This window comes from Shewanella sp. 1CM18E, assembly GCF_023161665.1.
In the GTDB taxonomy this organism is placed as follows: domain Bacteria; phylum Pseudomonadota; class Gammaproteobacteria; order Enterobacterales; family Shewanellaceae; genus Shewanella.
Window position 1 is genome coordinate 32,245 of sequence record NZ_JALNTW010000020.1, and the last position, 24,758, is coordinate 57,002.

At 40.6% G+C, this 24,758-nt stretch carries 23 protein-coding genes; 10 read left to right on the forward strand and 13 right to left on the reverse strand.

Features of this window, described 5'->3' with window-relative positions; all coding sequences use genetic code 11:
• Positions 1-31: 31 nt before the first annotated feature.
• The 8 genes from MSG37_RS19065 to ccoN all read right to left on the reverse strand — a co-directional run bounded on the left by MSG37_RS19065 (position 32) and on the right by ccoN (position 7,242).
• On the reverse strand, positions 32-724 hold the full coding sequence (locus tag MSG37_RS19065; protein WP_248472252.1) for a sulfite exporter TauE/SafE family protein: 693 nt from the start codon (positions 722-724) through the stop codon (positions 32-34).
• The gene (gene ccoS / locus MSG37_RS19070; RefSeq protein ID WP_248472253.1) at positions 724-960 is read right to left on the reverse strand and encodes a cbb3-type cytochrome oxidase assembly protein CcoS; all 237 of its coding nucleotides are present in this window, start codon (positions 958-960) and stop codon (positions 724-726) included. Before ccoS ends, MSG37_RS19065 begins: the two co-directional genes overlap by 1 nt.
• Positions 957-3,341 (reverse strand): heavy metal translocating P-type ATPase metal-binding domain-containing protein, encoded by a 2,385-nt coding sequence (locus MSG37_RS19075; RefSeq protein WP_248472254.1) that lies wholly within the window; start codon positions 3,339-3,341, stop codon positions 957-959. Before MSG37_RS19075 ends, ccoS begins: the two co-directional genes overlap by 4 nt.
• 65 nt (positions 3,342-3,406) lie before the next feature.
• Positions 3,407-3,886: a FixH family protein gene (locus tag MSG37_RS19080; RefSeq protein ID WP_248472255.1), complete on the reverse strand. Its 480-nt coding sequence runs from the start codon at positions 3,884-3,886 to the stop codon at positions 3,407-3,409.
• 149 nt (positions 3,887-4,035) lie between these two features.
• Positions 4,036-4,992, reverse strand: a complete 957-nt coding sequence (gene ccoP, locus MSG37_RS19085) for a cytochrome-c oxidase, cbb3-type subunit III (protein ID WP_248472256.1) — start codon at positions 4,990-4,992, stop codon at positions 4,036-4,038.
• Positions 4,992-5,168: a cbb3-type cytochrome c oxidase subunit 3 gene (locus tag MSG37_RS19090; RefSeq protein ID WP_248472257.1), complete on the reverse strand. Its 177-nt coding sequence runs from the start codon at positions 5,166-5,168 to the stop codon at positions 4,992-4,994. Before MSG37_RS19090 ends, ccoP begins: the two co-directional genes overlap by 1 nt.
• Before the next feature lie 10 nt (positions 5,169-5,178).
• The gene (gene ccoO, locus MSG37_RS19095; RefSeq protein ID WP_248472258.1) at positions 5,179-5,793 is read right to left on the reverse strand and encodes a cytochrome-c oxidase, cbb3-type subunit II; all 615 of its coding nucleotides are present in this window, start codon (positions 5,791-5,793) and stop codon (positions 5,179-5,181) included.
• 12 nt (positions 5,794-5,805) lie between these two features.
• Positions 5,806-7,242, reverse strand: coding sequence for a cytochrome-c oxidase, cbb3-type subunit I (ccoN, locus tag MSG37_RS19100; RefSeq protein ID WP_248472259.1), 1,437 nt, complete (start codon positions 7,240-7,242; stop codon positions 5,806-5,808).
• A 260-nt stretch (positions 7,243-7,502) separates the two neighbouring features.
• On the opposite strand from ccoN, the gene MSG37_RS19105 reads away from it, so the two are divergent.
• The 7 genes from MSG37_RS19105 (at position 7,503) to MSG37_RS19135 (ending at position 14,137) form a co-directional block, all read left to right on the forward strand.
• Positions 7,503-7,967, forward strand: coding sequence for a hypothetical protein (locus MSG37_RS19105; RefSeq protein ID WP_248472260.1), 465 nt, complete (start codon positions 7,503-7,505; stop codon positions 7,965-7,967).
• 145 nt (positions 7,968-8,112) lie between these two features.
• A complete protein-coding gene (locus tag MSG37_RS19110; protein WP_248472261.1) occupies positions 8,113-8,385 on the forward strand; it encodes a hypothetical protein in 273 nt (90 codons plus the stop codon).
• A gap of 195 nt (positions 8,386-8,580) precedes the next feature.
• Complete coding sequence (locus MSG37_RS19115) at positions 8,581-9,873, forward strand: site-specific integrase (protein ID WP_248472262.1); 1,293 nt, start codon at positions 8,581-8,583, stop codon at positions 9,871-9,873.
• Positions 9,874-10,720: 847 nt separating this feature from the next.
• A complete protein-coding gene (locus MSG37_RS19120) occupies positions 10,721-11,035 on the forward strand; it encodes a hypothetical protein (RefSeq protein ID WP_248472263.1) in 315 nt (104 codons plus the stop codon).
• A gap of 27 nt (positions 11,036-11,062) precedes the next feature.
• Complete coding sequence (locus MSG37_RS19125; RefSeq protein ID WP_248472264.1) at positions 11,063-12,802, forward strand: AAA family ATPase; 1,740 nt, start codon at positions 11,063-11,065, stop codon at positions 12,800-12,802.
• Positions 12,803-13,387: 585 nt separating this feature from the next.
• Complete coding sequence (locus tag MSG37_RS21395; RefSeq protein ID WP_348984465.1) at positions 13,388-13,546, forward strand: hypothetical protein; 159 nt, start codon at positions 13,388-13,390, stop codon at positions 13,544-13,546.
• 48 nt (positions 13,547-13,594) lie between these two features.
• Positions 13,595-14,137: a GNAT family N-acetyltransferase gene (locus MSG37_RS19135; protein ID WP_248472265.1), complete on the forward strand. Its 543-nt coding sequence runs from the start codon at positions 13,595-13,597 to the stop codon at positions 14,135-14,137.
• 1,766 nt (positions 14,138-15,903) lie between these two features.
• Here the strand turns inward: MSG37_RS19135 and MSG37_RS19140 are convergent.
• The 3 genes from MSG37_RS19140 to MSG37_RS19150 form a co-directional block, all read right to left on the reverse strand.
• A complete protein-coding gene (locus MSG37_RS19140; RefSeq protein ID WP_248472266.1) occupies positions 15,904-16,986 on the reverse strand; it encodes a hypothetical protein in 1,083 nt (360 codons plus the stop codon).
• Positions 16,983-17,204 carry a hypothetical protein gene (locus MSG37_RS19145; protein ID WP_248472267.1) on the reverse strand — a complete coding sequence of 74 codons (222 nt, stop codon included), beginning with the start codon at positions 17,202-17,204 and terminating at the stop codon, positions 16,983-16,985. The genes MSG37_RS19140 and MSG37_RS19145 overlap by 4 nt, the downstream gene beginning before the upstream one ends.
• Before the next feature lie 338 nt (positions 17,205-17,542).
• Entirely contained in the window at positions 17,543-18,424 is an 882-nt protein-coding gene (locus MSG37_RS19150; protein WP_248472268.1) for a serine/threonine protein phosphatase, read from the reverse strand.
• Between the two features lie 469 nt (positions 18,425-18,893).
• On the opposite strand from MSG37_RS19150, the gene codB reads away from it, so the two are divergent.
• Together codB and MSG37_RS19160 are read left to right on the forward strand one after the other, a co-directional pair.
• Positions 18,894-20,102, forward strand: coding sequence for a cytosine permease (codB, locus tag MSG37_RS19155; RefSeq protein WP_248472269.1), 1,209 nt, complete (start codon positions 18,894-18,896; stop codon positions 20,100-20,102).
• Positions 20,103-20,169: 67 nt separating this feature from the next.
• Positions 20,170-21,459, forward strand: a complete 1,290-nt coding sequence (locus tag MSG37_RS19160) for a cytosine deaminase (protein ID WP_248472270.1) — start codon at positions 20,170-20,172, stop codon at positions 21,457-21,459.
• Between the two features lie 258 nt (positions 21,460-21,717).
• Here MSG37_RS19160 and MSG37_RS19165 read toward each other — a convergent pair whose 3' ends face one another.
• On the reverse strand, positions 21,718-22,137 hold the full coding sequence (locus MSG37_RS19165) for a GNAT family N-acetyltransferase (RefSeq protein ID WP_248472271.1): 420 nt from the start codon (positions 22,135-22,137) through the stop codon (positions 21,718-21,720).
• 543 nt (positions 22,138-22,680) lie between these two features.
• Here MSG37_RS19165 and cmoM point away from each other — a divergent pair.
• A complete protein-coding gene (gene cmoM / locus MSG37_RS19170) occupies positions 22,681-23,511 on the forward strand; it encodes a tRNA uridine 5-oxyacetic acid(34) methyltransferase CmoM (RefSeq protein WP_248472272.1) in 831 nt (276 codons plus the stop codon).
• Between the two features lie 523 nt (positions 23,512-24,034).
• On the opposite strand, the gene MSG37_RS19175 is transcribed toward cmoM, so the two are convergent.
• Positions 24,035-24,670, reverse strand: coding sequence for a protein-disulfide isomerase (locus MSG37_RS19175; protein WP_248472273.1), 636 nt, complete (start codon positions 24,668-24,670; stop codon positions 24,035-24,037).
• Positions 24,671-24,758: the final 88 nt, after the last annotated feature.

The window sequence follows — 24,758 nt, forward strand, 5'->3', positions numbered from 1 at the left end:
CTACTATGGTAAACTAATTTGATATTTGGAGCTAGCTAAGCTGGCCGATAGCAACGTACAAGGTTTGTATGCCAAATGCGATAAGAGCAAGACCGCTTATCATTCGTACTGCTTTTTTCTGCACTAAACGGCTAAAGCTGCTCGCTGCAATACCAGCACTTAGTAGTGCTGGTAAAGTACCTACACCAAAGGCCAACATAATAAGCGCGCCATCTGTAGCATTTCCAGCCGCAACAGACCAGGTTAACATGCTATAAACCAGCCCACAGGGTAACCAGCCCCATAAACCGCCAGCGATAAAAGCATGGCTGCGATTTTTTATCGGTATAAAACGATTTGCGATTGGCGATATAAAGCGCCAAAGCCATTTGCCTGCGCGTTCTATCTGTACAACGCCGGCCCAGATTTGTGCAATATAAAGCCCGGTGATTATCATCATTACGCCGGCAAAAACGCGCAGCACAAGCAGATAAATATCAGCATTAAACATCAAACCTAATGCACTGGTGCTTGCACCGACTAAGGCGCCGGCTGCTGTATAACTTAATATACGGCCGCTGTTATAACTCAGTAAGTAGCCCAGTTGATTGACTAACGCATTGCCGGTTTGCTGCTTTGGCAGGTTTGCTGACAGCGCCCCAACTAAACCGCCGCACATACCAATACAATGGCCAGCGCCCATCAAGCCAACGATTAGTGCACCAATTAAACTGTAATCATCCACTAATCGTTACTCGGGCTTGATGGATTATTGTTGTTATCTTTTGTTTGGGCCGCGTTTGATGCTGAGTTTTTAGCCCCGGCTATATCGCTACCGGCTTTATCATCTTCAAACAAAATAGAAACACTTTGCTTTTCAAGATCATCAAACTGATCTGATTTTACCGCCCAGAAGAAAATGCCCACAGCGACCAACACAAAAATCATCGCGATTGGGATTAGTACATAGATAATGCTCATAAACGAACCTTAAGAAGTCGAAGACTATTGCTGACAACGATCAATGAACTTGCAGACATGCCAATTGCCGCAATATATGGCGCTACGTGACCTGTTACCGCCAAAGGAATAATAAATAGATTATACCCTAGCGCCCAGAATAAGTTTTGTTTGATAATGCGCCCGGTGAGCTTAGCAACGTTAACCGCATCAGCAAAACGAGACAGATTATCGCCTAATAGAATAATGTCAGCACTATTTTTTGATATAGCTGCGCCGCTACCCATAGCAATAGAAAGGTTGGCACCGGCAAGAACTGGCGCGTCATTGATGCCATCGCCGAACATAGCAACTTGGCCATGCTGCTGGAACTGGTCTATCAGTTCTAGTTTACCTTGAGGCGATAGGCCTTGATGGGTATCACTGATCCCAAGACGTTTGCCTAAAGCAACAACTTCTGTCGAATTATCGCCACTAGCGATACTAAGCTTACAACCAATCTGTTTTAGTTGCTTAACAGCAAGCTCTGTTTCTGGTCGCACTTCATCATTTAAACTGACTTTAGCTTGGAGCACGCCGTCACAGCTTAACCAAATGGTAGTGCTATCTTCTACGTCACTACTGCCATTTACAAACTGTTGGCTACCCACTTTGCAAAAGCGGCCATTCACATAACCTGATAGGCCATTGCCGACAATGCTTTGTCTGTCGCTAACGTTATCGCTTTTATCAAAAAATGGCGTAAACGCTTTAGCTATCGGGTGTAAAGAGCCTGCCTCTAGTGCGGCGATATAAGTTAGTGCTTCTTTCTTTGAAAGCTCGCCGCTAAGCTCGACCTCGGCAATGGACAGTGAACCTAATGTTAGCGTGCCGGTTTTGTCAAAAACCACATGTTGAATTTTTGGTAGGCGCTCAAACACACCAGAGCGGCGGGTGATAATACCAAGTCGAGTCATAATCGCGGTGCCGCAGGTAACCGCTGTCGGCGTTGCTAAAGCAAGGGCACAAGGGCAGGTTGCAACAAGCACAGACAAGGTGATCCAAAACGCATCTTCAGGTGAGTAAAAATACCAAAATAGATAAGTGAGTGTTGCGATAAGTAAAATTGCTGCTGTAAAGTAGTTCGAAAACCGATCGGCGTATAACGCAATTTTGGGTTTATTGTTAGACGCTATTTCTTGCAGACGAATGATCTCGGAAACCAGTTGATCTTGTCCAAGGGCTGTTACCTTAACCAGTATGGGCTGCTCAATATTAATGGTGCCAGCAAAAACTTCAGCATCAAGCTCTTTAGTAAGCGGCATTTGCTCACCGGTCAACATAGCCTCATTAACTGCAGTCGTGCCTTCAACCACCACACCATCGGCTGCGATGACTTCACCTGGTTTAACTAAGATTACATCGCCAATCGCTAAACGCTTTGCTGGCACTTCTTCAAAACCATCGGTTGTTTTTAACTGAGCAGTTAACGGTACTAATTTATGTAGATTACTCGAACTGACAGATGCCTTTTGACGTGCGTTTTGCTCAAAGAAACGGCCTAACAACAAGAAGAAAGTAAACATGGACACAGATTCAAAATAGACTTCACCTGTGCCATTAATTGTTTCGATACAACTTGCGATATAAGCGCCGCAAATCGCGATACTGACAGAAACGTCCATATTGAGTCTGCCCATTAGCATTGAGCGAACTGCACTAAAATAAAACGGCTGAGCTGAATAGAATACGACTGGTGCGGCAAACAGCATGCTGACCCAGCGGAAATAGTCGCGGTACTCAGTATCAAGATCGTTGAAATAACCAGAATAGAGGGCGAGGGCAAACATCATCACCTGCATGGTGGCAAAGCCCGCAAGGCCGAGTCTTAATAAGAATTTACGGCTGTCTTTCTTACTTTTGGTTTCTTGCTCATCTACCTGAAAAGGTGCCGCTTGATAACCAATTTGGCTAATTTGGTTAAGAATTTCACTTAACTTAATGGTTTCGCTGTCCCAAGCAATCAACGCGCGTTGGGTTGTAGAATTAACTTGAATTTTGGCGACACCTTCAAGTTTATTGATTTTATGTTCAATCAACCATGCACAAGCAGCGCAGGTAATACCGTCGACTGTCAGTGACACTTCACTTAAGGAGTCGCGCTGTTGAATAAAGTCTTGTTGTACTTCAGGGAGATCATAAGCGCTAAAGTTAGACAATTCCTCAGGGACCAATGCAGTTTGCTTGCTGCCAGGTTCTGTGCGGAACTTATAATAGTTGGTTAGTCCGGCATCGATAATTGCCTGCGAAACAGCTTGGCAGCCTGGACAACACATTAACTGCTCAACATCATTAATGCGGGTGGTAAATTGCTGTCCTGTTAAAACAGGTTCATTACAATGAAAGCAGTTTGCTTGACTCATGAAATGTGATTCTTTTTATAAGATTGAAACCCGCTGCGATAGCAACGGGTTAGGGCGAAAGCGGTTTAGTTTAACCAGTACTCTTGATCATCTTTTAATGCAACGCGCTGCTGAATGCGCCAGGTTTGATCATAACCTTCAATTCTGACTTCCCAAGGACCTGAAATAGGCTGCGCTAAATCGATTCGATAAACCCCATTTGCATCGGCCGTGACGATTTGAGAGAAATCACGTTCAGCTAGTGTTGGGTGGAAAAAGCTAATACTTAATGCAGCAAGGTAAGTGTCGCCGCCATGCTGTGAGATCTCAACATACTTGTCGTCAAACTCAAGTAGGTAGTTCATGCCTAGTTGCTTTGCTTGCTTGATCTTACGAAGGTCAATATTAATTCCTTTACCTTCTTTGTAATAATCTTCAGTCACTAATGGATCTTGATTATCAATAGCAACGATTAATAAGTTGATACTGGCAACAACGGCACATAACGGCAATATGATAAGAAACCAAGGCCAAAACTGCTTATACCAGGGTTGTGGAGTAGACATTATTTACCACCTTTACTTATTAGAATAGTTGTTAAACTCTGGGAAAAAAGAAACGTCATTTTACCCATAAAAGTGTGAGTTATCACTTAAAAAAAAGGCCTCGTTTGTGACGAGGCCTTGATATTACACTCGGTGTTAACCTGGTGTGATTACTTGTTAGACAAGCTGTAAACGTAAGCTGTAATTACGTGAACTTTTTCTTCACCTAATACATCTTTCCAAGCTGGCATTACACCTGTACGGCCATTCTTAACAGACTGGATAATTGCGCCACGACTACCGCCGTAAACCCAAGCATTATCAGTTAAGTTAGGTGCACCCATAAACTTGTTACCAGTGCCGTCCATACCATGACAAGCGAAACAGCCTTTCATGAATGAACCTTGGCCTTGTGCTGCAAGCGCTGCATCGTGTTCACGACCAGATAGCTTAACAACATACTCAGCTAGACCTTCAAGCTCACTGTCTTCAATCGGTAAACCGCCTTTTGGTGGCATCATACCGTGACGACCGTCCATGATAGAGGTTTTGATCGTCGCTAGCTCACCACCATATAACCAAGCATCGTCAGTTAGGTTAGGGAAGCCTTTGCTACCACGAGCATCACTACCATGACACATTGCACAGTTTTGTAAGAATAAACGACCGCCAACTTTCAGCGCTTCTTCATTCTTAACCAACTCTTCAAGTGGGGTGTCAGCATAAGCCTTAAAGATAGGGCCATACTTTTCATCAGCATGTTTTACTTCTTGGTCATACTGAACCCAGCGGCCTTCGGCTTGAGCATCAATAACCGCTTGCTTCGATTCTTCAATCGTACGCACGCTTTGGTTTGAGCTTGTCCAACCTAAAAAGCCTTTAAAGCTACCAAGACCTGGGTAAAGTGCTAAATAAATCACACTGAACACGATGGTAATGTAGAACATGTAACTCCACCACTTAGGCAGTGGATTGTTGAGTTCTTCAATACCGTCAAAGGTGTGACCCATTGACTCGCCTTCTTCTATGCCAGTGTCGTTCTTAGAACAAGCACGCAGTAAAACAACACAGCCAATGATTACAATTACCGTAAGAACGATAATCCATAAACTCCAGAAGTCACTCATCACTTTTTGTCTCCTGAGCCGTTCGATACAGTATTAATTTCCTCATCAGAGAAAACCAAGTTAGCTGCATCGTCAAATTGCTTTTTTCGGCTCGAGCTATATGCCCAAGCAAATATACCGACGAAGGTCACCATTACTACTATGGTTATCACTCCACGTAATGTGCCGTAATCCATATTTGCCTCCTTATTTTAGCGCGTGGCCAAGTGATTGTAGATAAGCAATCAAAGCTTCAAGCTCTGTCTTATCTTTCACTGCGTCTTTAGCGCCAGCAATCTCTTCATCCGTGTACAAGTCGTGAGTTGGGTGAAGTTTACGCAAGATATCCATCTTCTCACCGGTAAGATCACCAGTCAGTTTGTTATCAGCTAACCAAGGATATGCAGGCATGTTTGATTGCGGTACAACAGCGCGCGGATCAATTAAGTGAACCTCATGCCATTTATCGCTATAACGACCACCAACACGAGCCAAATCTGGACCTGTACGCTTAGAACCCCACTGGAATGGGTGATCCCAAACTGATTCACCCGCTACAGAGTAGTGGCCGTAACGTTCAGTTTCAGCACGTAAAGGACGGATCATTTGGCTGTGACAGTTATAACAACCCTCACGAACGTAAATATCGCGACCTTCAATCTGTAGCGCCGTATAAGGGATTTGACCTTCTAGCGGCTCAGTTGTGTCTTCTTGGAATAAAAGGGGAGTGATCTCAACCAAGCTACCAAAGCTGATTGCGATAACAGTAAAGATCCCTAATAGACCGATGTTTTTCTCAACTATCTCGTGATTAAATTTCATCGAATCTACTCCTTAAGCTGCTTTTGCTTCAGCAATTGCTGGCAAAGAATCTTTAGGGGCCTTAACAGTACGGATCACGTTGTATGCCATTAAGAACATACCTGTAAGGAAGAATACACCACCTAGGAAACGAACAAAGTAGAATGGGTAAGAGGCTTCTAAGCTTTCTACGAAGCTATAAGTCAATGTACCGTCAGAGTTAACTGCGCGCCACATCAGACCTTGCATTACACCAGAGATCCACATTGAAACGATATAAAGAACAGTACCGATTGTTGCCAACCAGAAATGAACGTTAATCAGGTTAGTGCTGTACATACGGCCGTGGCCAAATAGAACAGGGATCAAGTGGTATAGCGAACCAATTGACACCATAGCAACCCAGCCCAATGCACCAGAGTGAACGTGTCCAACAGTCCAGTCAGTGTAGTGAGATAGTGCGTTAACTGTTTTGATTGCCATCATTGGGCCTTCAAAGGTAGACATACCGTAGAAAGACAATGAAACAACTAAGAAGCGCAAGATTGGGTCTGTACGAAGCTTATGCCATGCACCAGATAGGGTCATGATACCGTTAATCATACCACCCCAAGATGGAGCGAATAGGATCAGTGACATCACCATACCAAGTGACTGAGTCCAGTCTGGCAGTGCAGTGTAATGAAGGTGGTGAGGACCAGCCCAAATGTACAATGCAATTAGTGCCCAGAAGTGAACAATAGAAAGACGGTACGAATAAACAGGGCGACCAGCTTGCTTAGGTACAAAGTAGTACATCATACCAAGGAAGCCTGCTGTAAGCAGGAAGCCTACCGCGTTGTGACCATACCACCACTGAACCATAGCATCTACAGCACCACTATAAAGTGAGTAAGACTTGGTCATGGTTAGCGGCACAGCCATAGAGTTAACTATGTGAAGTACAGCAACGGTAATAATAAAGGCACCGAAGAACCAGTTTGCCACGTAGATGTGGGAAGTAGTTCGTTTGACGATAGTACCGAAGAACACCACAGCATAGGAGACCCATACAATGGTAATTGCGATATCAATTGGCCACTCTAGTTCAGCGTATTCTTTACCACTGGTAATACCAAGCGGTAAGCTGATAGCTGCCGATAGAATGATGGCTTGCCAACCCCAGAACGTAAATGCAGCTAACTTAGGTGCAAATAGTCGAGTTTGACAGGTGCGTTGAACGATATAATAGGATGTGGCGAAAAGGGCTGAAGTACCAAACGCGAAAATCACGGCGTTCGTATGTAGAGGTCGTAGACGACTATACGTTAACCATGGGGTTTCAAAGTTTAGCTGCGGCCAGATTAACTGAGCTGCGATTAGTACACCTACTGCCATACCAACAATTCCCCACAAAACTGTGGTTAACGCGAATTGACGTACGACGGTGTAGTTGTAATCAGCGCCTTGAGGCTGGGAATGGTTCATCATATTGCTTCCACTGCTTATTACTTATACTTATTGTTGTAGAGAAAAACTCTACCCGATTAAATGACAAATAAACCTCAGCCTCCTATCGGAAACAAGGGTATTCTGTCAATATGTAACCCTGCATTTATTGAAGTAAAGCAAGGCAACGTCATGATACTTGAGCTATATCAAAAAAGATAGGATTTAAGGGATGTGATAAGTTGATCTAGATCAAGGTTATCCATAGAATGTTAAAACAATTGATATAAAGGTTAATTATCGTGCAAGTTACTCACAAATCAGCAGTATTAGGATTTTTAGTAGCAGGTTTTTCTCTGTTGTTTCTACAAGGCTGCGAGCCTAATAACCCGCAGTTTACAGCGCCAAAGCCTATAGATACGAGTCTTTGTAGTTTTAAAACTGACGTTTGCGCCAAAACTGTTGCTGATGTTGATATTCAGTTAAGCGTCAACCCATGGCAAGCCCCAAGCGAAAAGCCATTGACGCTAACACTTAACACTTCTAAGCCTGTTGAAAATCTAAAAGTAAAACTACAAGGCCGAGATATGTTTATGGGCATTATCCCGGTGAATTTAACCCAAACCGATAAAACTGTTTATCAAGGTGAGTTAGTGTACGGTTCATGCAGCAGTGGTTATATGGTTTGGAGCACTGTAGTGAGTTTTACAAGTGGTGGAGAGGAGGTGTTCACGACCTTTGACTTCCTTGCCGATCATCCGGGTTAAAGCCTAACCAAGGCGCCAATAAATAAGCAGTTAGCAACAAAACCTAAAAGGGCAGCAGCGATTCAGCAAAAGAGTTGTTGATAATCATTATCATTTAGGTATATTGAACTTAATTCTTGCCCTTAATGCCCTTGGAGATAACATTATGGCAACGCCAACTCGTCGGTTAAATATTAGTCTTCCTGAAGACAAAATCGCCCAGTTGATCCAACAAGGTGTGCTCTGCGCAGCCGATTTTAAATGCTTAGACTCAGAAACCAAGCAAGCCGTATGGCAGCTTTGCCTTTGGAGCTGTGAAAAACGAATTCATTGTGACAAGCAGTGCCAGGAAAGCTGCAAGTCACTATGTGGCGAATCCCTAAATAGGGAATCACAGTGTAGTGAATCAATGAATATTCTTACCTCTAAAATCGTATAAGTTAAAGGCTTTTATCACTAGGGGCTTAATTCGTCACACAAGCCTATAAAACAAGCGTCACTTATCTAACGGGTAAAAAAGTGCTTTTACTTTGCTGTAAAGTAAAAGCACATTATTGATATTGTTTTAAAAATTCCTGATTATCGCCAATCAGTATAAAATGAGCTTATAGCTAATTTTATATGACGCCGTTTTATGCAACTACCACCTGTTATCCCGCTTTTTGATTCCATCGATTATATTCAGCTTGGTAATCCAATCGTCAATCAACACATCACCCAATTGAGCCTAGCCAAGCTTGATGAAGCTGGTTTGGTTTTTGAGCTGGCAACCGATTGGTTGTTCGAACAGAAATACAATGAAAATAACTACAAGGCTTATCGCAGTGAATTAACCACGTTTTTACATTGGTGTTTTGATGTCGCCCAGCTCAACGTCAGCCAAGTCGGCCGCAAAGAAGTCGGCTTATACGTGGACTATTGCCAGCATCCGCCGCAAGCGCTGATCGCTTATTTTAACGTGGCGCAATTTAAGCAAGATAAAGACAGCGGTGAAAGGGCGCCTAATCCTGTGTGGCTACCATTTCGTGGCAGTAAAACCGATGGCAAGACCAATCCTTATGTTCTCAGTGACAGTGCACTTAAAACCAAAGTGGCGATCTTATCCAGTTTCTTTAGTTATTTGATGAGCGAAGATTACTGCGAAAAAAACCCAGCGCAAATGTGGCTTAATAAAAGTCGGTTCTCTTCAAGCAGAAAGTATCGATTAAATAGCGACGATGACAATCAACTGGCGTTCACTGAGTTGCAATGGTCTTACATTATGGCAACCGTTGAAAAGCTTGCCAAAGAGCAGCCCGATTTACATCAGCGAAGCTTGTTTTTAATTAAGCTTATTTACTCATGTTACTTACGCGTTTCAGAAGTGTCGGCAAGGGCGGGCTATTCACCGGTGATGAGCCAATTTAAACACAACAGCCAAACCGGTATTTGGCGATTCCATATCCCTAAAAGTAAAGGCGGTAAGAGTAGAAGTGTGGCGATCTCTAAAGCATTGTTAGCAGCACTTGTTGATTACAGGCGTTACTTAAAGCTAAGTGATTACCCATCAGCAACTGAGCAACATCCGTTAATCGTCAGACAAAAAGCCGCAGGGCGCGGGCGCGATGCAGGCTTGATTAACGCTAACCTGGGAATACGTCAAATTCGCGAAGAAGTCGACAAAATCATTGAAAATGCAGCTAATGGTATCGAACGTGACGGCTTTGTGAGTGATGCCGAGCAAATGCGCAGCCTAAGTATTCATAATATTCGCCATACAGGCATTACCCATGACATCAATATTAATGGTAGACCGTTATCGCATGTGCAAGCCGATGCAGGCCATGAAAGTATCGATACCACCTCACAATATTTACACACCTCGCAAATCGAGCGGCATGAAAGTGCACAGAATAAGTCTTTTGATAGATTGCAGGGGATTGAATGAGAGTTTGATAGCTTTTATTCAAACATTGAATTGAACATAGCAATAAATACAAATTAGCACTGTGACATAGTCATAAAGCTTCTTCCCATGAAAAGATGCTCATGCAGGTTAAAGTCTGGCTGTCTATTGGTCAGCTTTGCTTCCGTGCTTTAGCAAGACGCCGTAAATATATCCCTATAGGCTCTACAAAATCGTCCCTGATTTAGAAGCTTGAACAGCACTTCTAGCAAAGCTTAAGTTTCACACTGTACTAGCGTGGGTATGTGTAATTACTCTTAAAAGCCGGCTATCAGCAATGCGATATACGATCTCTCCCATGTAAAGTCGGCGCGTTATGCTTTCGATAGCTTTAATGCCTCCGTAGTTGCAGAAGAAACCGCAGACGTAACCAACCCCAGTAAAGATCCACATTGATGAAAGCTACTGATCCGTAAAGGTCGCGCCCGTGGTTATTACCCATTTTTGCCTTAACGCAACGCCCTGCGGAATCGGATAAAACCGCCATGGCTATTAGTTAAGAGTTAATGCGACCTTATTCAGAACAGGGCGACTCAAACGTCTAATGAACAATAGAAAGTAAAAGAAGCCAGAAATATAAGTGAAAGATGGTCGCGAAAGAGCTAGATGCGCATGTGTCAGAGGTAACAGGACTCAAGCCGTTGGACTATGTTGAACGGGATAATGTGACGGGGTAAGTTAGGAGGGGGGAATTAAAGCACTAAAAGTCAAATGGATTTAATGTAATACTAACTGTGATTAAAGTCTCACATTTTTCAACTTAATCAGTGATTTAAGGTAAAACAATGCATACTCAAGTTGTATGATTTCACCTAACGTGAGGCTAAGAATGATAAATATAACAATAGAGAATTGCAACAGCATTGACAGTGGCGAAATTAGTATCCGCCGAAACGCCTTGAATGTTAAATACGGAATAAATGGTACAGGGAAAAGTACCATAGCAAAAGCAATTCAATATAAAGTTAACTCCCCTGAGCAATTGATTAATCTGAAGCCTTTTAAACATGCTGATAGTAAGGAACAAGCGATATTGCCATCTGTAGATGGACTTGATGAAATTAAATCTATTATGATTTTTGATGAAGACTTTATTAATAACTTCACTTTTAAAAAAGACGAAATAATTCAAAATAGTTTTTAGATCTTTATAAAGGATGATGAGTTTGAATTGCAGCCGAATAAAATTGAAGACTTTGTTAAAGGTATAAAAGCAGAGTTTGAACAAAATGAAGAACTTAAGACCGTAACTAGTGATTTGAGGAAATTAAGCGAAACCTTTGGTAAAAAACCTACTAAGCGCGGTATATCAAAAGCTAGTAAATTCTTTAAGTCACTATCGGAGGGAAATAAATTAAATAACATTCCTGATGATGTATCACAATATACTAGTTTCATTACAAGCGAATCTAACACCCAATGGATAACATGGCAGGCAAAAGGGAATGACTTTTTAGATATTGATGAATGTTGTCCATTTTGTGCGACTGAAATTATCGATAAAAAGGAAGACGTAAAAAAAATTGCAAGTACATATGAGCCTAAGCTATTCGAACATTTAGTTGGTATATTGGATACGATTGAAGTCTTAGGTGATTACTTCTCTGAACAATCACGGCAACAAATTATTTCTATAGTTCAAAATAAAACTGGGATTTCTAAAGAAGAAGAACTAACTTTAAAGCAAGTAAAGGAACAAATTGATTTATTATTGGATAAGTTGGCAGATTTGAACTCATTAAATTACATGAGCTTTACTGACAATATAAAGGTTATAGATAAAATATCAGAACTTGAAATAAACCTTGAACTAATTCCACATTTGAAGTCAGATAAAACACTTGGTGTAACAAGTGGGATAAATCAAGCTCTAAAAGATATAAAACAAGAAGTAATGAACCTTCAGATAAATGTTGGGAAGCAACGTAGTTATATTAATAAGTTAATGAATAGGTACAAAACTGAAATAAATCAGTTTCTTGAAAAAGCCGGTTATAGATATCAGGTGTTTTTCGATAGTGAAAACGAAAACTTCCCTATGAAGCTCAAGCATAAGGATTTAGAAATTGGTATTCCCGAAGGTAGGCAACATTTAAGCTATGGTGAAAAAAATGCTTTCGCAATGCTTTTGTTTATGTATCAGTGCTTATCGCAAAAGCCTGACTTAATTGTACTAGATGACCCAATATCATCCTTTGATAAGAATAAGAAATACGCAATTATGAGAAAGTTGTTTGTGGAAAGTAACTCATTGAAAAACGCCACAGTACTTATGCTTACTCATGATTTCGACCCAATAATTGACTTTTTCAAGATTATTCCGCTTGATGATAAAAATAAAGCACATCATATTTATAGTAAAGAAGGTCACTTAAAAGAGTTGTCAATCGAAAAGTCTGATGTACTTACTTTTATTGAGGTTTGTGATAAGAATATACAAAGAGACGTGAGCCCAATAATTAAGCTTATTTATCTTCGAAGAAAGCTAGATGCTATTAATGATAAAACTTCCGCCTATCATTTGATTTCAAATATTGCTCACAGGCGAAATGAACCGTTATATAAAGATTTGTCCCCAATGTCTGCTGAGGATGTGCAAGAGGGGATTAAACGAATATCATCAATAATAATAGATTTTGATTATCAGGCGTGTGTTAATATTGTGACATCTGATGAGTTAATGATTGAACTATATGAGTTAGCTACTAACGATTATGAAAAGCTTCAAATATTTAGAATATTAACGGATGGTGTGAACCTAGATAATAATTACCTTCAGAAATATATAAATGAAGTTTTCCATATAGAGAATGACAATATATCTCAACTGGATCCTAATAAGTATCATTTAGTTCCAGAGTTTGTAAATGAGGAATGTAATAAATATATAGAAGCACTAAAAACTCGTTAACGGGTACATCTTCCTAAAAGACTTCATATCTTATATCAGACCACGCCGTGAGGCGTCGTCTACTTAAAATGAAGCACGCTGTGAAGCGTTAACCATCCTTTAGAGGAAACAATATGCTTAAAAATTATCTTCCAATCGTGGCAATCGCTGCGGGTGTTGTATATGCCGCCAATCGTATTCCATCGGTTGGCGTGTGCTCTAGGGGTTATACAATGGCTGGTGCTTTTCCGAATTCTAATTTTTCGGAACTCATTTTCCGAAACTCTTTTTCTTATGACTAAACAGTTGTTTACTATTTCTGCAGTATGACATTCAGCTTAGCGGTGCTTTTCAAGCTAGTTAGCGATAATTACTTGTAATTCTTGTTTAGGTTTATGTTCAAAATCAGGTTCAGATTGTGGTAGCGTGTTTATGCTACAGGCAAGGGCATTTTGTTCAGCCTTTTACGTTTTGGAGTTCAGTATTGGCAAAGGTTATATTGCAAGGTTTTATCATCGTAGCTGATTCAGACCTTGAGATAGTCAGTCGCGAATTGGTACCCATAAAAGCCTCACCTTAAAGGAGGTTGGATGTATAACTTTTAGTGTGACACCTGACGAATCTAATCCTAATACGTTTAATGTTTACGAGGAATATGTAAATCAAACTGCTTTTGATAATCATCAAGCGAGAGTGAAATCATCTCAATGGGGCAAAATCACTAAAAATGTACAAAGACACTATAAAATTACACATTCTGACTAACCCCGCGTCTTAAAAGGGCGCTAGAAAGCCGTAATCAAAAGGAGTGATATGGACATAAGACAAGCAACTCAAAGTGATTTAGAACATTTTTTTACTTACCTTAATGATCATTTGTCAGACAATGGTGTTGGCGATACCCACCTTTTTCAACCTATGTCTAAATCAGAATCATCTGTGAATGAAGCAATGAAATCACGTTTTTCTGAAGGCATTAACACTGCAATGTACCAACAAGGCTGGCGACGTCTTTGGCTAGCATTCGATGAAAACAAAAAGATAGTAGGGCACATCGATATTAGAGCGCATGCAGAAAACCATACAACCCATAGAGTATTACTGGGAATGGGCGTTGATCGTTCAGTTCGAAAACGAGGGCTCGGCAAGCAATTAATCAACAAAATGCTAGAGTGGGTGGCTGCTCAACCTGTAATCGAGTTTGTTGATCTTTGGGTGCTTTCAAATAATATCGCGGCGCAAAAACTGTATATAAGCAGCGGATTTGAGAAGTGTGGTGAGATAAAAGACATGTTTAAAATAGACGGTAAGTCTTTATCTTATACTGTTATGTCCCGAGCATCTGTACTCGATTAAAGTTTATAAATGGCGATTAAAATGGAGTAGGGAACAGCAAGGTATACGGAGTTGATGAGTTAAGAGGTAAGAAGAACTATCGATACAAACTAATGAAAACAAGGTGAGCAGGGTGGTCAGATAGCCCCGAAACCTAGGGCATGGAGCAGATAGTTAACGTTCATAATGTTCGATACATATGCTCGCAATAAACAAAGATTATACCTTGTTGGTGTACATAACTGACTGTTTATATGGGAATAGTTAAGATGGTTTTCAACTCCACCTCAGAATCTGAATCCTTAACCTTTTTCCAAATTAACCATCCTGTTTTAATCTTTTTTCTAAACTCAATACCTTAATCTAAGTAAGTAGCTACCTATATAAACTCAGTTTGTTGCTGTATAGATTGCTACTGGCTTCGGCTTTGACCTTGATTTTGTCTTTGCTCTGGTTATGGTTTTTGGATACCAGTTAATGCCGATAAGTGACATTATCGGCATTTGACTAAAAAGGGCTTTTTCAACCACGTATGCTTTGACATTATTGTTTCGTAGCTATGTTGTTTGCTCATGTGCTTATGCATGATAATCACAGTTTTTATAACTATTTTTAGTAGTGTTTTTTGAGTTGGAACTGCATTTAGACGCGGTATAAAGTCTATTAAAGTTAGATTGGATGGCGGCAGAACCGCCAGATTGTCGGCGTTTTCCTATATAAAATGTAAGCTCCTGAATTAAAGCCGGGCTTACTCACAATAGAAACAGCAACGACGCTAATCTTGACTCTAGTTATGTCGATAACTATTGCCAAGTTTACCTTGATACTGAATTGGCTTAGTTGGGTTTATGTTTGTTCCTGCAAATTGAGCCAATCGGAACGGTCCGACTAAGTCTGTGTTCCGCATCTAGAGCACTTTGACTAACACTTAGTATGATCACTTAGAATGACCAATTAGAGCAAGCTAAGACCTAAAGGCTTGATAACGCATTCAACAAATTACAACTCTAGCTATTCTAGTTATCGAGCTTTAGCTACCGACAAAAGACTAATAATCGAAGTTAATAAGATTCCAAGCTGATTTTGAAGAAATGATATGGCGCGCTGTGTGGCTACTTTTAAAGTTTGCCGAGCTTAGCTCATCAGATTTCACGTAGCGGACAGTTTAAATATTGGGTTTGGTGGTTGTTTTTGGGTGTTTTGACTTAAGTTAACTAATCACTGTGAACTTGAGTTATCAGGTCAAGTCTGCCTGTAAAACAGAGTTCGCCATTAAGTCGCATCATTTTAGGATGGTACCAGCTTGAAGACTTAAATTCGTACCATCAAAAATTCTACGTGCAACTGAATACGCCACGGATATTTGCTTAGCTCAGAATTGCATATTTAAACCTAGATAAAACTTCGATAGCGTTAATGAAAGCTTTGTATCGATGTACGTAACCAAACTCCGGTGACTCAGATTCTCAATTTGAATGACAGTTACCATATATAATGTTGAGCAACAAAACACTTAGCAACAAGGTTAAAGTGTTTGTTAGGATTGATAAGCAACTAACTCAATGAAGCGCAGCGACTGGATATTTACCAAGCTAGTGGCGAGTTTGGTAATAATCGATAAAGCGTTAATTGTTCAGAAAACAAGTCAGCATATCCACTTATCGATGATTCAGATACTGTGCCATAGTTATGCGTACAATGTATATTATGTTAAATATGGTGTTTTATAAAAAAGGCGCAGCTTATAATAAATAACTGCGCCTATATTGCATTGTATTCGATATATATTATTTTATTCCGTGATTTTCAAAGCCTTTACCGACGCTTCTTATTGCATCGTTAACGGCATCAATTTTTTCACTTTCTTTACTTCCGTGTGCCTCGATAGCTTTTGTTTCGGCTTCTACTCTTCGATATTTATGCTCTTTTTCAAGCTCATTATCGGCAAGGACTTTAGCCTTTTGCGTGGCTATTTTATTTCTCTCTTGTTCAAGCTCTGATGTCGATTTAGGTATAACTGAAGACTTATCATCCTTAATTATAACTCCTGCTGATAAAGCGATACGTTCACCTGCTGCGGTTATTGCATAAGAAGATACTTCGGAACCAAAACAAACGAAAGCTTCGATATTAACTAAGTTATTGTTTTTCAGGATTTTTGCGTGATATCTAGGACAGTCATTGCCAATCGTAGCTTCATCAACGGTAAATACGAGGTTTTGCCCTGATTCCTCAATATAATGTGATATAGTCCTGTTCGATGGTGAGACAAAAGCTCGCTCTGTAACACCTGTATCCCAAGCAAGGGTCGAGTTGTACATAGCCTCAGCTTTTCCACTAATTCTATTTTGAGTTGAGCTTTTAGCTTTTTTGGGACTAATGTTAAAACCTGAGTCTGTTATATATTCACCGGACGCTTTAACCCCATTAGAGCTATAAAATAATACTTCAGAACCATAACAAAACTTAAGTGATAGATTATTAGAGTTTATAGTTGCAACATATTCCAAACAGTCCGCACCAATTGTTGATTCATTAATGGTTAAGATTACTGTGTCTTCATTAATAAAAATTGTTACAGCTCTGTGTGAAGGAGAGAAATATATTCTTTCAGTCGTTCCATCTGGCCATTTTAGTAACCCATTAGTCATCAATTTAGGCTTTGCTTCTTCAACTGGATTTTCTAAGCTAGAATCTGGATTATACTTAGTATAAATATCAACCTTACATTTTTCTACTAGCTTATTGGTAGGTAAAAGATCGCAGGATTCCATTTCTGACTGCATTAATCCACGATTCCAACCTTCATTAAATGCAGAGCAACCCGAGAGTGACGTGAAAATTATTGTGAGTATAATTAAGTTTTTCATTTACTTATTACCTCCCCCCTTACACATTTTTTACCATCTATATTTACCGCCCAATATCGCAGGCACACATTTTTTGTCTGGGCAGCCTCAGGAGTTTTTGATGGTTCTTGACTCAACTGTTTACCGGGTTTTATTGCGCTTTCAAGTATTGAACCTGATGCTATAGAAGTAATTGAGATGCTTGCTACTGCTACGATTACTACAAGTTTTTTATTCATGTTACCCTTTCAAGATATTCATAGTTTTTACAAAAACAAAACTACTTTTACACTAGCCCCACATTGATTTATTTTTAGACTATACGGTTAACCTGTTAGTAAGTTTAATTTAGCATGTCGCCATTGAACCTTACATCGATGAATTAGTGCAATGTATTAGAAGCTGAAATTTATGTACCAAAAATAAGAAAATATGAAGGCGAGAAATCAGTATTTTTGCGGCGGCAGAAGATATCATAACTTAAAATATATTGCTCAATATTTTTTAAGTTATGAATTTTAAGCTTTTTACATCTACTTTGAATACAAATACTACTGCGAATAAAAGAGTTTAGAGATTAAATTGCAATAGCGAGTATTAATTCAGCTTCACCAAATGCATCGGTTAGTTTAACTGTGCCTATCGGGATGGCTGTTTCTTCAGTATTGGCGAATATCTTTAATACATCATTAGCGATTAGAATCGAGGTATTATCAAAGCCACCGCACCATTTAGAGACATCAATCATTCTTTTGCACAGCTCGGCTGCTGATGTTCGTTGATTCAGAATTTGCTTAAAGGTGCTGTCTTCAATGTAATGAGCACCGTCAGAGGTTAAAATAAGGCGTTTGATTTGGCGGATCTTAGGAAACGTAACCAATTGTGGTTTTATGTCAGGCCCAACACCCACAAATTGCAATAAGCCTTTGCTTAAATGCACGCCAGCAGCATCAGCATTTTGCCCTGCAAAAGTATCATCCTTTGAATACTGTTTAATTCCATGGGCTAAATTGGCATAAATACGGCTATCGCCCACATTGATCGCTTCAAACTGGCCATCGCTATCAAAAATAAACGCTGATAACGTTGCGCCGCCATTACCGTTATAAAGAGTGTAAACGTCATTATTGGCGTCTTCGACAGCAGTAATTAACCGCTGGTCAATAGGCATTAATTGGTTTTTGATACAGCTACTTAAAAATGTGGCGATACTTAGGCTTGCGCAGTTAGCACCAGACGCCATTCCGCCCATGCCGTCACACAATACACCTATAATAAATGACTTAGATGCTGAAACTTGAACTTGTACACAGACAACCCGATCTTGATTTTCTGGTCTTATATTGCCGATATCAGATGCCATGGCCACCGATGCGTTAAGTAACTCGCGTACTGCGCCAGTCTCAATGGGCCTATTTAACCAAAGCTGAATATGTTCTTTTAAAGCATCTTGTTGCATAGCGTAGTCTTAGATTATCTGAAGGTATGTCTGTTGTTTTCAATATAACGTAAGCAAGCTGTTTATGGTATCTCGCTGCGTGTTTAAGCTGCATTTTATCGGGTAAAAATGGCTTGAATTTTGAGCTAACGGGGCTGAAGCATAAATTAGAACTAGTAATTTGAGCCTTGATACTTATTGCAACATCTGTGGCGTAGTTTGATTGTTTCGGCTTTCCAACTTACAAACTAGCCTTACCATCAACAGTTACTGCACTATGATGGCAACGTAAATGCAGCTTAGTATTTACGTGATACTTACGTACATCTTTATTTAGTAAATTAGCATGTTTAATAGCTTGACTCGTTTTTGTTTATGACTAAACTACGCGCCGTTTGCCTGACGAGTAACTGCTGTAGCCCAGTATTGCTGGTGTTTGTGCGTTGTCAGGTAAGCCGTGTATTTTCTTTATTTAATCCAAGGACAATAAATGGCAAGCGATAATAATTACAGTTTAAGCCCGGTGCCTATTTCGGCACGTAAAGGTGTTTTATCCCTAACGATGGTGATGTTGGGACTGACCTTTTTTTCAGCGAGTATGTGGACAGGTGGCACACTCGGTACTGGTCTCTCTTTTAATGATTTTGTTCTTGCGGTTCTCATTGGTAATTTAATTCTCGGTATTTACACTTCGTTTCTCGGTTATATTGGCGCTCAAACAGGGCTTTCAACTCACCTCCTCGCTCGTTACTCTTTCGGTTTAAAAGGTTCTTGGTTACCCTCGCTACTTCTTGGTGGCACTCAAGTTGGTTGGTTTGGAGTTGGCGTGGCAATGTTTGCTATTCCGGTTCAAAAAGCTACTGGCATCGATACAAATCTCCTCATTATCATCTCTGGTCTACTCATGACCTTCACTGTTTACTTCGGCATTGGCGCCATTATGATCCTATCAGCCATTGCTGTTCCTGCAATTGCGCTTTTTGGTGGTTTCTCTGTTATTCAAGCCGTTGACACTATGGGCGGCATGCAAGGCTTAATGGCGGTTGAACCAGAAAACCCTATCGATTTTAATACCGCGCTAGTGTTAGTTGTCGGCTCGTTCATTTCAGCCGGTACTTTAACCGCAGACTTTGTACGCTTTGGTAAGAACCCTAAAACCGCAGTGTTTGTCACTATGTTCGCTTTCTTTATTGGCAACTCTTTAATGTTTGTCTTTGGCGCAGCAGGTGCAGCGGCAACAGGCCAAGCGGATATCTCGGAAGTAATGATTGCTCAGGGCTTATTAATCCCAGCGATTATCATCTTAGGTCTTAATATTTGGACCACTAACGACAATGCGCTTTATGCCTCTGGTCTTGGTTTTTCAAATATTACCGGCTTACCAAGTAAGTACCTGTCTATTTTTAACGGCATTATCGGCACCTTATGTGCACTATGGTTATATAATAACTTCGTTGGCTGGTTGACCTTTTTGTCAGCCGCCATTCCTCCTATCGGCGGGATCATCATTGCGGATTACTTGCGTAACCGTGAAAAATATAAAGACTTTACTAGCGCTAAATTCTCAACTGTTAATTGGGCGGCAATTAGCGGTGTGATGATTGGCGTGCTTGCAGGTCACTTATTACCGGGCATAGTACCAATCAATGCGGTATTAGCTGGTGCAATCAGCTACTTATTGATTGATGAAGTACTATAACGTGTGACTGGGCAACAGCCAGTTAAATCAGATTGTAACAATGCAACCAATGCATAAGGAAAACACCATGTCATCAGCAAGTATGTTGATTAAAAATGTGACGCTTAAAGGTCACGAAGGCCTGCAACAATTGTTGATTGAAGACGGCAAGTTCAAAGCGATTAGTCCTATGATTGAAGCGCTGCAATACGATGCTTCAACCCAGGTTATTGACGGTGAAGGCGGAATGGCGGTTGCTCCATTTTGTGAGCCACACGTTCACTTAGACACGACGCAAACCGCGGGCGAGCCGAGCTGGAATATTTCAGGCACCTTATTCGAAGGTATTGAGCGCTGGGCCGAGCGTAAGTCTATGTTGTCTATCGAAGATGTTAAGGCTCGCGCAAAACAAACTCTTAAATGGCAAATAGCTAATGGTATTCAACACGTTCGTACTCATGTTGACGTGTCGGATCCAACTCTTATTGCACTAAAAGCCATGCTTGAAGTTAAAGAAGAGATGAAAGATTGGGTCGATATTCAGATTGTGGCATTCCCACAAGAAGGTATTTTATCTTACCCAAATGGTAAAGAGTTACTTGAAGAAGCAGTACAACTAGGCGCTGATGTGATTGGTGCCATCCCACACTTTGAATTTACCCGCGAATACGGTGTCGAGTCGCTGCATTATGTGTTTGAGCTTGCGCGCAAGTATGACCGTTTGATTGACGTACATTGTGATGAAATTGATGATGAGCAGTCACGCTTTGTTGAAACCGTAGCTGCCCTCGCCCATAAATACAATATGGGAGAGCGCGTAACGGCGAGTCACACTACAGCAATGCATTCATACAATGGTGCTTACGCCTCGCGATTGTTCCGTTTGCTTGGTATGTCAGGTATTAACTTTGTGGCAAATCCGCTAGTGAATATCCATCTTCAAGGTCGTTTTGATGATTACCCTAAGCGCCGTGGTATCACTCGCGTTAAAGAGATGCTAGCTGCTGACATTAATGTGTGCTTTGGTCACGATGACATTTTTGATCCTTGGTATCCGCTTGGCACAGCTAATATGCTGCAGGTATTGCACATGGGCTTACATGTTTGCCAAATCATGGGTTACGATCAAATCAACAACTCTTTAGAGCTAATCACTAATAAGTCTGCTCGTACTTTAAATATTCAAGACAACTACGGTATTGAACTTGGCAAGCCTGGCAACCTATTGGTATTGCCAGCTGAAAACGGTTTCGATGCGGTTCGTCGTCAAGTACCAGTACGTTACTCTGTGCGCCAGGGTAAAGTGTTAGCCCAAACCCAAATAGCGCAAACACAAATTCACTTAGCTGAGACTGAAGACGTCACTTTCCGCCGCTAATTGCGTTAACTTTTGTGCTTATATCCGCTTCACTGATGATGTTAGTGATTGTATAAGCATTAAAGGTCCATTGAGTTGTTTGACTAAACCGCGCATCTGCGTAAATGGTCGATACCACTTAATGGACCTTTTTTTATTGGCTGGTTACTAGATATTTGTTATTTGATGCGTGTCATTAGACGCTTATCACTAGAAGCTGTGCAAAATGCCTAGTTATCAATTTATACACGATGAATTTGGCTACTTCATACTCTTAGGCTAATGCTCATCGCCTGAGTAAACCCACATAGGTACGGTTTGCCCCGCTCGCTCAAATCCTAATGATTGATAAAAAGCCGTAGAGTCACCATCGGCGGTTAGCATCTGCTGGTGAAAACCATGGTAATGAGCTTGCATTAATTCCATCACTTGACGGCCTATACCTTGACGCTGAAAATCTGGATGAATCAACAGATGTGGGTAATAAACCACTAGATGCCCGTCAGAAATCGCATTACCTAAACCGACTAACTTGCCATCCACCCTTGCGGTGACCAATGTGTCTGAATTTAATAGTGCTGCGAGCAGTTTTTCAGGAACCTCTGCTGATGACCACGCATTGGCTTTATAAAGTGCAACGACCTCTTGCTCGTTTACCTGCTTGCTGACTTCAACGACTAAATTAATGTTTACGCTCATGAGTGGTTAATCCTTTATGCATCATTGTTTATCTGTAGCTAGTAGCAGTTTTTGTAAGTTTTTAGGTATTGGCTTTAATGGATCAACGCTAGACCCGCTAGTGTTGCCAATTGTATGGTTCAAAGGATGTTTTTTATATTAACCCCAATAACCAAATTTTTTGCTTAGAGCCGTTTGAGCGCGAGTAAAAGTAATCTTGGCCGCCAAAACGTAACAAGTCTACCGTTGAGTAGAAATGCACCCAAAATGACTACAGAAAAGTATAACCTCGAGATATTTTTAACTTTCATTCAATTAATTGCATACTAATTCACGCGAGCCAGCATAAGCTCCCCTGGATTTACTGTCAAACAAAGTAAAAAATAGATTCATCGTTAATTGGTTCTAATCCGTTGTCGTTATTTGCGCACTAGGTGATTTAAATTTACAGCTTGCTGTGAGAAAATCCGCGGCCGCATATTTTAGTACTCTTTAACCGGTGGCTTTCTAAGTGAGGCACAGCCGGGAAAAGCAATAGCCAATATATAACCAAAGAAGACTGCAGTGAAACAAGATAGAAATTTTGACGATTTAGCACATAAGTTTGCAGCAAGTATTTACGGCACTGCAAAAGGTGAAATAAGGCAGACTGTCGTTTGGCAAGATATTGAGCTTATTTTGCAAGAGCTCGCCGTTGGCAGTCAGCAAGAGCTGCCACATCAAGAGCCAGCACTGCGAGAGTTAAAGGCTAAACCTACTTTTAGTGTGCTTGATGCTGGTGGTGGCTTGGCACAGCTTTCACAAAAAATTGCGGCTTTAGGCCACAATGTCAACTTGTGTGATTTGTCGAGCGAAATGTTGTCGTTAGCCAAGGAGGATATTACTGATAATAACTTGCTTGAACGATATCGATTTATTCATAGTCCAGTGCAGTATGTTTCAGATCACCTAAACCAGCCTGTCGACTTGGTTTTGTTTCATGCGGTAATGGAGTGGCTAGCAGAACCTATTCCGGCATTGACATCCTTATGTGAGCAGGTCAAACCGGGCGGGATTATTTCAGTTATGTTTTACAACTATAACGGCCTGCTATTTAAGAATCTTATTTGTGGCAATCTTAAACATATTGAGCAAGGTATGCCGCATCGAAAAAGGTTTAAACTGCAACCCCAGCAAGGCATTAAGCCTGAATTAGTCTATCAATGCTTGCAGCAAGCCGGTTTTGAGATCTTAGGTAAAACGGGCGTGCGCACTTTCCATGACTATATGCAAAATCATGATATGGGACATTTTAGTTTTGATGAAATAGTGGCAATGGAGCAAAAACTTTGTCGTCAGGAACCATTCCTTTCCTTAGGTCGCTATATCCATGTTTATGCGAAGAAAAACTCTTAATATTTTTTGATTAGATATCAATTAAATTCAGCTCAGATTAACCTTTATTTGCTATACTAAACCTGTCTGAAAAGACATGAATATTTGGCTAGTTAATAAGGGTTATACACTGGCATTTTAGAGTCGCTATTGAGTTATACCAATCAGTATAAGATTAACCCCAAAACTAGTTTGCGATACGTTCGGCTAAAGGCTGTTAGCCTAAATTTTTACTTAGCCTTGAACAATGACAAAGTGGGATTAATGGTAACTGAGGAGTAACTGTATGCTAGAGAGTCTATTAGTTTTGAAGTGGTTTTGTTTGGTGATGTTTTACATTGCGTTAGTCAGGCTTTGCTATAACAACTAGCAATAATCACCAGTCTTACCGATCAAAATATTTCACAGCAGAATAACCTTGAATAATCCCAAGGTTATTCCCATCACCTACGCTACAAACGCCTTTGCTTAAAGCGATTTTAATACAAGGGCTTTTACTACTAGAGCCTAACCAAGTAGCACTTCTAGCACAAGAGCTACCGAGTTATGCTAACGCAGCGAGTTCTTCACGTACTGCAGCTACAACGCCCTCTGGAGCGGCTAGGTGCTCCGAGTGATCGATAAAGATTGCTTGATCGCCAGATGTCATTACTAATACTGGGAATGCATTGGTTCCAATTGCTTCACCTATCTCAGCAATACCTGCTAATACACTTTCGGCTTCATGGCTTAGTGCATCTTTAAATACTTTGTTTGATGGTGAAAGCTTGTATTGATTAATGAGCTTGTCGAAATTATCACGAGTCTCAAAAGGATTCGCGTCAACAAAGTGTTGCTTTTGTATCGCTTGCAACAACTCAAACTCTTTATCTGCTTGTTTTGATTGTACCCAAGACATGAAGTTAGCAACTTTAACAGAAGACGCTTTCTTCTTACTCTGTGCCAAATAACTATCACCAAACTCTATATTGCTTAATGCACTAACCTGCTCTATTTGCGCCTGTTTCGGTGCATCTGAGCCATTAAAGTGAGCACAGTGCAATAAATGTAGATCTGAAAAGTCAAAAGCGTTAATCAGCTCAGCAACAACAGGTGTGGCGGCATAACTCCAAGGGCAATGAGAGTCATAAATAAAGTAAAGTGTTAACGGGTCTTGATGTTTTGTCTGATTAGCTGGCATTAACTGGGATCTTGTTGATATTTACGATGCCCAGATCCTAAGGGCTTTAGGGAATTTATTCAAATATCAATTTAGTTGTAGCGCTTAC